The sequence below is a fragment of the Vibrio sp. 2033 genome (assembly GCF_033339735.1).
The window spans coordinates 114,963-126,774 of the sequence record NZ_JAWOVC010000011.1 but is presented as its reverse complement, the minus strand read 5'-3'; the positions used below and the strand labels follow the sequence as shown (position 1 = coordinate 126,774).

At 47.1% G+C, this 11,812-nt stretch carries 12 protein-coding genes; 9 read left to right on the top strand and 3 right to left on the bottom strand.

Translation table 11 applies throughout. The features are described from left to right. The first annotated feature begins 39 nt into the window (after positions 1 to 39). The 5 genes from R7P74_RS15295 (at position 40) to R7P74_RS15275 (ending at position 5,450) form a co-directional block, all read left to right on the top strand. Positions 40 to 285: a DUF3297 family protein gene (locus R7P74_RS15295; protein WP_005374689.1), complete on the top strand. Its 246-nt coding sequence runs from the start codon at positions 40 to 42 to the stop codon at positions 283 to 285. A 487-nt stretch (positions 286 to 772) separates the two neighbouring features. Beyond that, positions 773 to 1,483 carry an ABC transporter ATP-binding protein gene (locus R7P74_RS15290; RefSeq protein WP_258622675.1) on the top strand — a complete coding sequence of 237 codons (711 nt, stop codon included), beginning with the start codon at positions 773 to 775 and terminating at the stop codon, positions 1,481 to 1,483. After that, entirely contained in the window at positions 1,470 to 3,980 is a 2,511-nt protein-coding gene (locus R7P74_RS15285) for an ABC transporter permease (protein WP_318122944.1), read from the top strand. Before R7P74_RS15290 ends, R7P74_RS15285 begins: the two co-directional genes overlap by 14 nt. Continuing rightward, positions 3,980 to 5,104, top strand: coding sequence for a lipocalin-like domain-containing protein (locus R7P74_RS15280; protein ID WP_318122943.1), 1,125 nt, complete (start codon positions 3,980 to 3,982; stop codon positions 5,102 to 5,104). Before R7P74_RS15285 ends, R7P74_RS15280 begins: the two co-directional genes overlap by 1 nt. A 79-nt stretch (positions 5,105 to 5,183) precedes the next feature. After that, positions 5,184 to 5,450 (top strand): DUF2999 family protein, encoded by a 267-nt coding sequence (locus R7P74_RS15275; RefSeq protein WP_318122947.1) that lies wholly within the window; start codon positions 5,184 to 5,186, stop codon positions 5,448 to 5,450. 95 nt (positions 5,451 to 5,545) lie between these two features. Here R7P74_RS15275 and R7P74_RS15270 read toward each other — a convergent pair whose 3' ends face one another. Together R7P74_RS15270 and R7P74_RS15265 are read right to left on the bottom strand one after the other, a co-directional pair. Next, complete coding sequence (locus tag R7P74_RS15270) at positions 5,546 to 6,133, bottom strand: GNAT family N-acetyltransferase (RefSeq protein ID WP_017634515.1); 588 nt, start codon at positions 6,131 to 6,133, stop codon at positions 5,546 to 5,548. Positions 6,134 to 6,224: 91 nt separating this feature from the next. Next, a complete protein-coding gene (locus tag R7P74_RS15265) occupies positions 6,225 to 7,088 on the bottom strand; it encodes a helix-turn-helix domain-containing protein (protein WP_318122942.1) in 864 nt (287 codons plus the stop codon). Positions 7,089 to 7,272: 184 nt separating this feature from the next. Between R7P74_RS15265 and R7P74_RS15260 the strand changes: the two genes are divergently transcribed. Both R7P74_RS15260 and R7P74_RS15255 read left to right on the top strand, forming a co-directional pair. Continuing rightward, complete coding sequence (locus R7P74_RS15260) at positions 7,273 to 8,172, top strand: AraC family transcriptional regulator (protein WP_318122941.1); 900 nt, start codon at positions 7,273 to 7,275, stop codon at positions 8,170 to 8,172. Positions 8,173 to 8,470: 298 nt separating this feature from the next. Next, positions 8,471 to 9,568, top strand: coding sequence for a YdcF family protein (locus tag R7P74_RS15255; RefSeq protein WP_225473602.1), 1,098 nt, complete (start codon positions 8,471 to 8,473; stop codon positions 9,566 to 9,568). Positions 9,569 to 9,647: 79 nt separating this feature from the next. Here R7P74_RS15255 and R7P74_RS15250 read toward each other — a convergent pair whose 3' ends face one another. After that, a complete protein-coding gene (locus R7P74_RS15250) occupies positions 9,648 to 10,070 on the bottom strand; it encodes an organic hydroperoxide resistance protein (RefSeq protein ID WP_042600226.1) in 423 nt (140 codons plus the stop codon). A 137-nt stretch (positions 10,071 to 10,207) separates the two neighbouring features. On the opposite strand from R7P74_RS15250, the gene R7P74_RS15245 reads away from it, so the two are divergent. Then, on the top strand, positions 10,208 to 10,666 hold the full coding sequence (locus R7P74_RS15245; RefSeq protein ID WP_318122940.1) for a MarR family winged helix-turn-helix transcriptional regulator: 459 nt from the start codon (positions 10,208 to 10,210) through the stop codon (positions 10,664 to 10,666). 305 nt (positions 10,667 to 10,971) lie between these two features. Further along, entirely contained in the window at positions 10,972 to 11,529 is a 558-nt protein-coding gene (ahpC, locus tag R7P74_RS15240; RefSeq protein WP_005374632.1) for an alkyl hydroperoxide reductase subunit C, read from the top strand. Positions 11,530 to 11,812 lie beyond the last annotated feature (283 nt).

Genomic DNA, 11,812 nt, shown 5'->3' with positions numbered 1-11,812 from the left:
CTACAATGGCGCACTTTTTACGGAATTTAGGTCACAAACATGACAGATACAGCTAAACCAGCTCTACCAGATCGCCTAGCAGGTAACCCACGTAGCCCATTCTTCATCAAAGAATGCTTCGAGCACCAAATCGGTATTCGTATCAACGGCCAAGAGCGTACTGACGTAGAAGAATACTGCATCAGCGAAGGTTGGGTAAAAATTGCTTCTCCTAAAGCAAAAGACCGTTTCGGTAACCCAATGCTAATCAAACTTAAAGGCGAAGTTGAAGCGTACTACGTGTAAGCTAACCACGCTGAATTTCTTTGAAAGCTCGAGTCTGACTCGGGCTTTTTTAATGCCTGTCATATCCCCTTCTCGTTTAATCTATTCCCTCTTCTTTTCAGTACAAAGGAGGGTCTGTTTATCTTTCGAGATTAAGTTTTGTTCGAGATAAAATCGTTTTAGGCGAGGCAAGGAGTGTGTAGCCTAGCATTCTAAGTAAATACTCCTTAACAAAGCATAGAACGATTTTAACCGAACCCTTTGGGCAGCGTTTGTTGGTCATTTCTCCTGCGTTATCAGCTTTTTCATGTAGGCTAACTACACATCAAAGCTTCTGCCTTGCACAAACACCCAACAATTCGCTGCAAAAATCAGCTCGAAAGGTCAACAGACCCTAAACTCGATGTGAATCGCTGTTTTTATCTGATTGTTGTCTAAAGTTTCTAGAGAACTAACTGCAATAGCCATTGCCAAAAGAAACGACACCTTTTGAATACAGGGAGAGGAAATGGAAAGCCCACTTGTCACACTCAAACACGCCAGCAAAAGCTTTGTCGATGGCAAAGAGACACATCGCGTGTTGGAAGGCGTCGACTTTACGTTGAACACAGGAGCGAGTGTTGCGCTGACGGGCGCAAGTGGCAGCGGCAAAAGTACCTTACTCAATGTCATCGCTGGCTTTGAGCCACTTTCCGAAGGTGAGTTGTGGTTAGATGGTGATAACACGGCGACTTGGAAAGACCCGCAATGGAGCCGATTTCGACACCAAAAACTCGGTGTTATTTTTCAGCAATTCAACCTATTAACGCCGCTCAACGTGCAGCAAAACATCGCCTTCCCTCTGCATTTGAATCAACAAAAATGGAATGACTGGTGCGATTATTTGGTCGAGACTCTAGGCATCAGCCAACTGCTTGATAGACATGTTTCTGCCCTTTCCGGTGGTCAACAACAACGAGTCGCGATTGCGCGCGCTTTAGCACACAAACCTAAACTGCTACTTGCTGATGAACCCACAGGTAACCTCGACCAAAAAGCAGGCTTGGAAGTGATGAAACTGCTCAGTGAAATCACCACCCAGGGCAATACGGCGGTGCTATTGGTAACACACAGCCATGAATGCGCTGAATTTATGAAAGCACGGCTGCGATTGGATAACAGTCAGCTACAGAACAGTCATCAAGTAAACAAACATGAGCTTCGCCATGAAGCAAGCTAAGCTATCAACCACCAGATTCACGCATACTCGACTCGCCCTGGATCTGTTTGCGGCACATTATCGACAAGCACCACTGCAAGCCGCCGCGATTCTGATCGGTATCGTGTTGGCTGTGACCTTATTTGTTGCGGTGCAAGCCATCAACCTCAATGCCAAACGAAGTTATGCGGAATCTACCGAGCAGCTTAGCGCACAAGCTCAGAACTTAATTATTCCACCAGCAGGGCAAAACTATCTGCCCGAGTCTCTTTATTTCACCCTTAGACAAAACGGGCTCAGTGCAGCGCTACCTGTAATCGAAGGGCGAGTGAGAGACGAACAAGATCGACGCTGGTCAGTACAAGGTAGCGAGTTGATTGCCGCTATCTCTTCACGTTCTCGCTATTCATCAGATAGTGAACAGAACGTGTCTTTGTTCGATAGTGCTTTACCTTTGCCTGAGCTTTTAGCCGGCAAGCCAATCGTGATGATGAGCCAATCTCAACATCAAAACTTAGGAGAGGTAGAAACCCTAACTCTGGACGACATTCCAACCCAAGTGGTGGTGCTACCTGACGAATGGCAGTTAGGTAGCCGAATGTTGATGGACATTGGCTTTGCCCAGCAACTGCTCAATAAACAAGGACAGCTCAGTTACATTGCAGTTTTCCATTCGGGTGATAAAGAGAATAAAGACACGCAAGCAAAATGGCAGAAGTTGATTGGCGATCAAGGGCAATGGATTTCCAATAACCAAAGTACAAACCTTGGCTCGCTGACCGACAGCTTTCACCTCAATCTCACGGCAATGAGCTTACTTGCCTTTTTAGTCGGGCTGTTCATTGCCTATAACGGCGTAAAGTACAGCTTGCTTAAACGCAATCGGCTGTTAGTGCAGATTCAACAGGCGGGTGTCGCGCCGAGCATTGTATTTTCTGCGTTGTTAGTTGAACTCACGATTCTGGTTACCATCGGCGCTTCCCTCGGTTTTGTATTGGGCATGCAGCTTAGTCATTGGCTACACCCGACCGTGGCACTGACTCTAGAACAACTTTATGGCGCGACACTGCTGCCCGGCACTTGGCAGTGGCAATGGTGGGCGCAAGCCCTGCTGCTCACGTTAGCCGCAACACTATTGGCATGTTGGCAGCACTTTAAACAGCGAGTGCGCCAGCCGCTCTCCTCTCATGGTGGATTTTATCAAGCACCTGAAGCCTCTAACGAAAACCAATTGTTCTTGATAGGTGCTGCGTTAACGATTCTTGCGCTTGCGGGTTTGTGGCTGAGTGAGCACCACCGATTTACCATGGCGTGGCTCGGCGTGCTTGTGGTGTCGATTCCTTTGTATCTACCCAAAACACTCAGCGTGTTAGCCAATTGGTGTGAAAAGCGCACCACTTCCGGTTTGATGCAGTATCTGTTTGCTGAGTTGCGTGAGCTGATTTCTCCGCTTTCTCTCGCCATGATGGCACTGCTACTCGCCGTTACTGCCAATATGGGCATGAACACGCTAGTTGGCAGTTTTGAATCCACCCTAAAACAGTGGTTAGAACAAAGGCTACACGCCGACATTTACGTCAGCCCTGCCCAAGGAGAAATCGCTGATGTAGAGCGCGCATTAGGGCAGTTCGACAAGGTTGAGACCGTCTACAAGCAATACTACGTCGATGATAACCTGCAAGGTTTACCGATTTTGCTTGGCACCAAAGACAAAGACACCTTAGAGCAAACCATGGTGTTCAAATCGCATTTGGAGAACTTCTGTTCACGCTTTTACCAAGGTGAGTTGGTCGCTATCAGTGAACCAACCGCGGTCAAACTGGGTTTATCTCTGGGTAGCGAGCTCACGCTTGATGCCGTTCCAAATAAGAACCTCCTTGTGGGTGCGGTATTCCATGATTACGGCTCACCTAACGGTGAAGTCTTATTAGCACCAAAGTTATGGCAAGAGAGTGGCTTTACCGACCTGCCAACAAGCCTTGGCATTAAAGTCTCAGGGGACCCACAAATCGTCTACGAGCAACTGCGCGAGCAATTGAATCTGCATCCGAGTCAACTCTACGACCAGGCGCAAATCAAATCCATCGCGTTAGATATTTTCTCGCAGACCTTCGCCATTACACGCGCGCTCAACGGCGTGACGTTGATGGTCGCGGTGATTGGTTTGTTCAGTGCTTGCTTCATGTTGCTCGACGCGCGCAAAGCCGCCATTGCAAGGCTGTATGCACTTGGTGTCAGCCGTCGTAAATTAATGACCATGGTGGTCGGACAGATCGTCGCTCTGGTCAGTTTTATTCTGGTTATCGCCCTGCCCCTCGGTGCCATGGTGGGTTATGTACTGACAGACATCGTCACCTTGCGCGCTTTTGGTTGGAGCTTAAATTATCTGTGGAATTGGAGTGACGCCCTCAGCATTGCGGCGATCACCATCTTGGTGGCAGTGATTGCGACCTTGATTCCGCTGTGGCGATTGGTCAGCAAGCCTGTCGTATCCAGTTTGCAAAGCGAGGTGTTGTGATGGTTCGATTGGCAAGCAAACTTACTCTACTCATAAGCAGCTTATTCCTATTCGGTTGTGAAGATGCCCAACAAAAAAATATGGGCACGCAAAATATGGGCACGTTGCTGGGCAGTGGAGATACACAAAGCGAGAGCAACTTATTCACACCCGTAGAAAAAGGGGTTGAACTCACCTTTCCTACCGATCATCAAGCGCACCCCGACTTTCGTCATGAATGGTGGTACTTAACCGCTAACTTAATTGATGAAGATGGCAACCCACTTGGCGTCCAGTGGACACAATTTCGCTTTGCTGCTGCGCCACCAAAAGGCGAAGATGACGTAAAGAAAACCGAATGGCAAACTCAACAAATCTACATGGCGCACAGCGCGGTCACGACGAAGGACAAACACTACGCCGATGAAAAATGGTCGCGCGACCAAGCCTCTCTCGCTGGCGTCGACACTTCACCATTTCGAGTTTATCTCGATGATTGGCAGTGGATCTCTTCAACCAACGACCTCTTCCCTGCCACATTGAAGGCAAACTCCGAACAGTTTGGCTATTCGCTGACGCTTACCAGCAGCGCACCTTATCAAAAGCAAGGCGAGCAAGGGTACAGCACCAAAAGCGCCGATGGTCAGGTGGCTTCGTATTACTACAGCCAACCGTTTATTGATGTCTCCGGTGAAGTCACGATCGACAGCAAAACCCATCAAGTGTCGGGCAAAGGCTGGATAGACCGAGAGTGGAGCTCGCAATTCTTACTCGACTCACAACAAGGCTGGGACTGGTTTGCCCTAAGATTGAGTGACGACACCAGCTTGGTGGTGTTCCAGTTGCGGGATTCCAAAACCGGTCAAGCCAGTTACTCCAGCGCAAGGCTGATGCAGCAAGATGGGGCTGGCATCGCCATTTCTCAAAAAGACATTCAGTTAAAGGCGACCAAGCAAACAGAAATCCAAGGGCGAAAGTATCCAACCCAGTGGCGAGTGTCGATTCCGAACCAGCAAATTGAGCTTACGGTTTCTGCACTCAACCCGAACGCAAAAATGCCCCTTTCTGTGCCTTATTGGGAAGGCCCGGTGCGTATTGATGGCTCTCATTCTGGGACGGGTTACATGGAGCTAACAGGGTATTGAAATATTGCGCGGGAGCCCCAATTATTCTGCTAGAACAAATACTGGCAACCAAGTCATACACTGATTGAAAGGAAATATGATGAACCCAATTATCGCCTTGCTGAAAGAGAACAACATCAGCGATGAACAGATCAACGAAATCTTCCAGACTCTGACGCAAAACCCGCTCGCAGCAATGGCAAGCATCAGCCAACTAGGTTTGCCACAAGACAAGCTACAAATGCTGATGGCGCAAGTGATGCAAAACCCTGCGCTAATCAAAGAAGCCGTAGACGAGTTGGGATTGGATTTCTCAAAGGTTGAAGAAGCAAAAGAGAAGCTTCAAAGCCAAAACCAAGGCAACTAAGTCTTAGCCATTTAGCGCTGAATATAGAAAAGGCCGTTAACCCGAGCATGTGGGTTAACGGCCTTTTTTGTTCGCTACTTTTTGTCAGCTAATTATTAGCGATTTAAAGACGCGAATTGTTCTGCGGTCATACCGTAGTAAAGCTTGTCGTCAAAGCCTTGCTCTAGTTTGTAGTAGTCTTTCTGACGGCCTTCTTGAGTAAAACCATTTTTCTCTAACGTCTTGTAAGAACCAGCATTAGAAGCGTAGCAATCGGCACTGACTTTATGGGCGTTTAGCTCAGTAAAGCCAATGTCGGTCATCATTTGGCAAGCGCGAGTCGCAACGCCTTTACCCCATGCACAAGTTGGTAATTGATAACCTACTTCGTAGTTGCCAGTTAAGAACATCACTGCGGTCACTGCACACATTCCCATGTACTGGCCTTGTTGGTCACGAATCACGAACGTTGGGCTATCTGGCCAAACACTGTCTTTAATCGCTTGTGCCGTATTTTCAATAATAGGGCCAAAGAAACCCTCATATAGGCTGTTGTCAGCAGGTGCGAAGAACAGATACTGATTGACCTTATCATCGTTCAACATCTCGATAATATCTTGTAGATCAGAGCCTTGAATCAGTTGGATAGTCAACGATTCGTTAAATGGGATGGCTTCGCCTTGTTTTAGTTTTTGATATGACATGTGTTACCTCGTTATCTGCTAAAAATAGTAGCCCAGCGGATAAGAGAAAAATTGGATTTTTGCGACAACTTTCGGGCTGAGTAGCAATGTATTACGACTCAAAATCGCCATAGATATCGATGGTTAAGTCGCGTTTTTTCAAGTACTTGCTCGGTGTTTTTCTTAGCTGCTGTTTGAGGGTACGAATCAAATGCGATTGGTCACTGAAACCAAATTGCTGTGAGAAGCTCGCCCAATCAATCGCCTCTTGTTGCTTGTAGAGGGTCAAAATCATCTGCTCCAGACGTGCCATTTGTTGATACTGCTTAACACTCAACCCCACCACCTGCTTGAAACTGCGCTCAAGCGTTCTGCGAGAACAGGCGCACTGTTTAGCTATCTCATCAATATCCATCGCTAGTTCAGGTGAGCGTAGTGCTTGAGCGTCCATCACGGATACTGCTTTTTGCGATGCCAAAAACGGTTTGCTGCGGCAAGGTTCGATATCTAACGCAGCTAGATGTTGTTTGATGTAGTTCAGCAAACATTGCGGTGAATCTTGCAACTCTAGCTGCCATAACCCCTGTTGAAAGCGCTCATCAAACGCCGTGTTGAGCCAATCAAACCATTCGCATTGGTTAATTGCGCTAACTCGGGATGCATCACTAAACCGCGATTCAATGGCATACAAACCCTCTGGGCGAAAGGTGATACCAATACGCTTGATGGGTGCCGTATCTTCCAACAACAGCAAGTGTTCGTTAGCCGTTAATAAGTGACAGCCTTTGCCAGCAAGCTTAGTGTCTCCCGTGTCGTAACTGTAGCCTTGCTCTGGTGGCGTAAAGAGTAAATGAGCACGCGGGTTTGGAATAAGGTGCGGCTTGGGGTCAATGACTTCACCCTCTGGCACTTCCAAGTACCAAACTTGATGAATGAGCCATTCGTACTCTGGCAGAGACTGTTTCCAAGCTATCATGATTGTCCTAGCGGTTAGTAAAGATAATAAGCGCGACGTTTTTGCTTCAACATCTGTTCGTTGAGTGTGACTGATTGACGCTCATCTCGCCACGCATTTCTCACCTAGTTCCCTTGCAAGCTTGTTGGATTACGGTAGGCTTTGAGCAGAGAATACAAGCTGAAAAGAACAAGGAAATACCTCGATGCGCGTCGACTACCACCAACGACTGATTCCTGTGATTCGCTTTTTAGAACAACACTTTAATGAACCACTCAACCTGCCAGAAGTAGCCGCGCTGGCGAACCTTTCCCCTTATCACTTTCATCGTACCTTCAAAGCCGTGCAAGGCGAGACATTGGCTGATTTCATTCGACGTTTACGTTTAGAAGCCGCCGCCGATGACTTATTCAAATCCAAGCAACCTGTATTAAACATTGCCCTAGAGTACGGATTTTCTAGCTCACAGAGCTTAGCCAAAGCCTTCAAACAACATTATGGCGGCACACCTACGGCCTTTCGTGACTGCGAAAACTACCAGCAATTTTCTGAATTAGCACGAAACAGCAAGATTGGACACACGTTGCGCAAGAATGGAAACGAAGTATCACCAAGCGATTCATATACTGGCTCTGAACTCACCAAATGGAGCATGACAATGGAAACGCAAAACTTTGAAAAAGCAAAACTGGCTTACATTCGCGTAAACGGCCCTTACGGCCAAGGCTATGAGGAGCCATCAGGTCGCTTGTATCAATGGGCAGGAATGAAAGGTTTGGCAGGCAATACCTGCATCTTCATCTACCATGACAACCCAGAAATCACGCCAGACGAGAAGTGCCGTACTGACATCTGTCTAATGGTGCCAGAAGATACCGAAGTTCCGAAAGGCATTGAACTGCAAGACTTCCCCGGCGGTCAGTATGCGGTGATGCGCCAGCACATTACTGACCCGAGCCAATACTCAAAAGCGTGGGATGATGTCATGAGCAAAGTGATTGAATCCGGTATTGAGAACGACGACCGACCTTGCTTTGAGCTTTACCACAGCTTCGACCCACAAACGCACCATGCAGACGTTAGCTTCTGCACTGCCATCAAATAAACCAAAAGCCTGCATCGTTGCAGGCTTTTTCATTTCTTACTCTGGTTGCTTAAATTCGTTCTTCCAAACGCTGTTTATCTTTTAATCCAATTACTTAGAACACGAACGAATACCTCAATATTTTCGTGATCCTACTTCGCGTTTTGACCACGCGCGTTCATTCGCTCGGCTGAGTTGGGATTCATTTCACAGATTATTCATGAAGCGAACCTAGACTGAAAAAATTCTATCGACCCCGTTCGACCTACAACGCTAGGCACAATAAAAACTAGGTACTACAGCACCTCTAGGACATTCCATGAAGAAGAACTTACTTGCCATTGCTCTTGGTAGCGTGATTGCGCTGACTGCTGCCCCATACTCTATCGCGGCTAACGATGCTGCCGTTCAATCTTCCGCCGACTACTCACAGATCGTCACCAAACGTCAGGTTGTCGACCAACTGCTGAATGACGCGGTACAAGCATTCAAATCCCCTGCGCGTATTTCGCATGCGGGTTTTACCGCCAAAATGCCGAGCAACATGGAGATTGTTACCGACCGCTTACTAGAAGCATACAAACTCGAGCCGTACCGCACTGACCTACTGATTTCTGCGGCAAACGCACAGATCTACAACAAGAATGCAGACCGCGCGATTGAACTATTTGAACAAGCTCTTTCTGTCGCACCAGACGATGTGGATTTGCACGCTTACTTAGCGGTATGGCAACGCTTTGAGGGCAACCAAGCAGAATCAGCGAAACACATGGCGACGCTCATGAAGCTCAATGCAGGTAAAGCGGCAGATATCCAACGCATCTTCGACACCGTAGACCGCGTACTTGCAACGCCACTAAAAGAGAAAGCCGATAAAGGCAAACTGGATGACAAAGGCGCTATAGTCACGTTGGGATACGCGCTGAACCCAGATGGTTCAATGCATCAAATCTTGGTTGAGCGTCTGGAAACCACGCTAGCCATGGCGAAAGCAAGCCCAGACGCGTTGATCGTGTTGACGGGTGGTGTACCGAAGAACCACAAAACCGAAGGCAAATTAATGGCAGATTGGCTGATTGAAAAAGGCATCAGCAAAGATCGCATCATTGAAGAAAACTACGCCACCAGCACGGTAGGTAACGCCCTATTCAGCAGCTACGCATTGGCACGTCATAACATCAAGCACGCGACCATCATCAGCTCAGCGAGCCATGTGCGCCGTGGTCAAACCTTGTTTGAAATCGCAAGCTGGCAAACTGGCCCGCAAGACATCACTTTTGACACAGTGAGCTATCCAGACAAGCCACTGAAAGACTTAGCCAAAGCCAGCGATGGCGAATTGCTTGGTATCTACCGCGATGCACTGCGTACCTACGGTATGTGGAGCTACCGCTCTTACCCGCTAGAGTCGCGTTAAGTATTCTCGACTCATACCAATCAAAAAAAAGCCTGCGTACTTGCAGGCTTTCTTGTCTTTGTGCAGTGGTTGAAACCGCTTAAATCGCTTCGCCGTTTACCGTTACTGCCACATCAATGTTGCCACGAACTGCGTTTGAATATGGGCAAACTTGGTGTGCAATGCGCGTTAGCTCTAGTGCTTGTTCTTGTGGCATGTCTAGCTCTACCGCTAGGCTCACTGTTAGTGCAAAGCCACCGTTATCGTTCGGACCGATGCCCACTTGCGCTGTTACGGGTGCACTTTTCAGATTTACTTTACCTTCACGCGCTACGTGCAGAATCGCGTTAGAAAAACATGCTGAATAGCCCGCGGCAAACAGCTGTTCTGGGTTAGTTGCTGCGCCTGTGCCGCCCATTTCCTTCGGGTATGACAGCTCTAGATCGAGAAGACCGTCATCTGTTTTTACTTGACCATTACGACCAGCCAAAGCGGTAGCTTGAGTTTTGTATAGAGTAGTCATGCGAGTGTCCTTCTTAATTTAAGTTGTGCGCAATTTAATTGCTTGCAATCTTATATCGAAGTAAAGATCGTTTGCAACTATATTGTGCACAATTTATTTTATGACTTTCTTTCTCTGTGATCAGGTAGGCAACGCCAATGAGCCAGTGTTACACCGACAACACCATGACCGACGACGATAAACTCTTACTCGAAAACCAAGTTTGCTTCCCGCTCTACAGCGCAGCAAATGCAGTGATCCGAGCGTACCGCCCGTTATTGGACGAGCTTGATCTGACTTACTCGCAGTACTTAGTGATGATGGTACTGTGGGAGAAAGACGGTGCCAGCGTTAAAGAGTTGGGGTCACAACTGTATTTGGACTCAGGCACACTCACGCCGCTACTTAAACGCTTAGAAGCAAAAGGCTATGTAGAGCGTGGTCGCAGTGAAACCGATGAACGCGTTCGCGTACTCAACCTAACCGAGCAAGGTAGTGACCTTAAAGAACAAGCCAAGTCAGTGCCAAACGCCATGATGTGTAAAATCACCTTAGAGCTGGATGAAATGATCATGCTGAAGAAGTTGTGTGGCAAAGTGCTCGATAATCTGAGCTAACAAGATAGAAGCATCCGCTTCCACACTTCCTATTAGAAAGAGCCTGCCGAGATGCAGGCTCTTTCGATCTTAGCGAGAAGATCTACTCAAAGTAATCATCGGTATTCTCTATTGCAACTCTGCCTTAATCTTCAATAAAACCTATCAAAGCAAACTCACTTACATCGGATTTCCCTATCAAGTGAAATAGGAAATGGCTATCAATAGGATAGTTACAAGCGATTTTCCTTAAACACACTCCGATGAGAATATACTTTCCGAAAGCAACAACAACTCAGCTTAAAACATTCAAAGGAAAGTAAATTATGATTAATACTCAAATCAAACCATTTGCAGCTACAGCGTACAAAAACGGCGAATTCGTTGAAGTAACAGAACAAGACGTTCTAGGTAAATGGGCAGTATTCTTCTTCTACCCAGCAGACTTTACGTTTGTATGTCCAACAGAACTGGGCGACCTAGCAGACCACTACGAAGAGCTACAAAAACGTGGCGTAGAAGTTTACTCAGTATCAACTGACACACACTTCACTCACAAAGCATGGCACGACAGCTCAGACACAATCGGTAAGATTCAGTACTACATGCTTGGCGACCAAACAGGCAACATCACAAACAACTTCGGTGTGATGCGTGAAGGTCAAGGTCTTGCAGACCGCGCTACGTTCCTAATCGACCCAGAAGGTACTATCCAAGCAATGGAAATCACTGCTGAAGGTATCGGTCGTGACGCAGAAGACCTACTACGCAAAGTGAAAGCAGCTCAATACGTAGCAGCTCACCCAGGCGAAGTTTGCCCAGCTAAATGGAAAGAAGGTGAAGAGACACTAGCTCCATCACTAGACCTAGTTGGCAAAATCTAAGCCACTGAAATTTAAGTTCTAATCAGTTCCCGATTTCCTTTTTCTGATTAGAACTGAATTAGAGAGCACTTCAGGTTAGATACCTTGACGACCTTCTGCCTGATTTGCTCTCTCCCCCTCAGGTTTTATCTACAGTAACCACTTTTTATTACCTATCTGAATAAGTAGGTGTGCAGTAATTGCGTAGAAAAAATCGTTTAGAACCAGGCATAGATTTTCGATAGCTAGTTACTCTAACTACAAAATCTATAACGCAGTTATCAACGATTTTAGCTAGCAAGAA

What these genes read in the sequence shown, in the direction of transcription:
- R7P74_RS15280 (WP_318122943.1), top strand. Translation starts at nt 3,980, where the DNA reads ATGGTTCGATTGGCAAGCAAACTTACTCTACTCATAAGCAGCTTATTC.
- R7P74_RS15255 (WP_225473602.1), top strand. Translation starts at nt 8,471, where the DNA reads ATGAAGAAGAACTTACTTGCCATTGCTCTTGGTAGCGTGATTGCGCTG.
- R7P74_RS15250 (WP_042600226.1), bottom strand. Translation starts at nt 10,070, where the DNA reads ATGACTACTCTATACAAAACTCAAGCTACCGCTTTGGCTGGTCGTAAT.
- R7P74_RS15285 (WP_318122944.1), top strand. Translation starts at nt 1,470, where the DNA reads ATGAAGCAAGCTAAGCTATCAACCACCAGATTCACGCATACTCGACTC.
- R7P74_RS15270 (WP_017634515.1), bottom strand. Translation starts at nt 6,133, where the DNA reads ATGTCATATCAAAAACTAAAACAAGGCGAAGCCATCCCATTTAACGAA.
- R7P74_RS15275 (WP_318122947.1), top strand. Translation starts at nt 5,184, where the DNA reads ATGAACCCAATTATCGCCTTGCTGAAAGAGAACAACATCAGCGATGAA.
- R7P74_RS15245 (WP_318122940.1), top strand. Translation starts at nt 10,208, where the DNA reads ATGAGCCAGTGTTACACCGACAACACCATGACCGACGACGATAAACTC.
- R7P74_RS15290 (WP_258622675.1), top strand. Translation starts at nt 773, where the DNA reads ATGGAAAGCCCACTTGTCACACTCAAACACGCCAGCAAAAGCTTTGTC.
- R7P74_RS15260 (WP_318122941.1), top strand. Translation starts at nt 7,273, where the DNA reads ATGCGCGTCGACTACCACCAACGACTGATTCCTGTGATTCGCTTTTTA.
- ahpC (WP_005374632.1), top strand. Translation starts at nt 10,972, where the DNA reads ATGATTAATACTCAAATCAAACCATTTGCAGCTACAGCGTACAAAAAC.
- R7P74_RS15265 (WP_318122942.1), bottom strand. Translation starts at nt 7,088, where the DNA reads ATGATAGCTTGGAAACAGTCTCTGCCAGAGTACGAATGGCTCATTCAT.
- R7P74_RS15295 (WP_005374689.1), top strand. Translation starts at nt 40, where the DNA reads ATGACAGATACAGCTAAACCAGCTCTACCAGATCGCCTAGCAGGTAAC.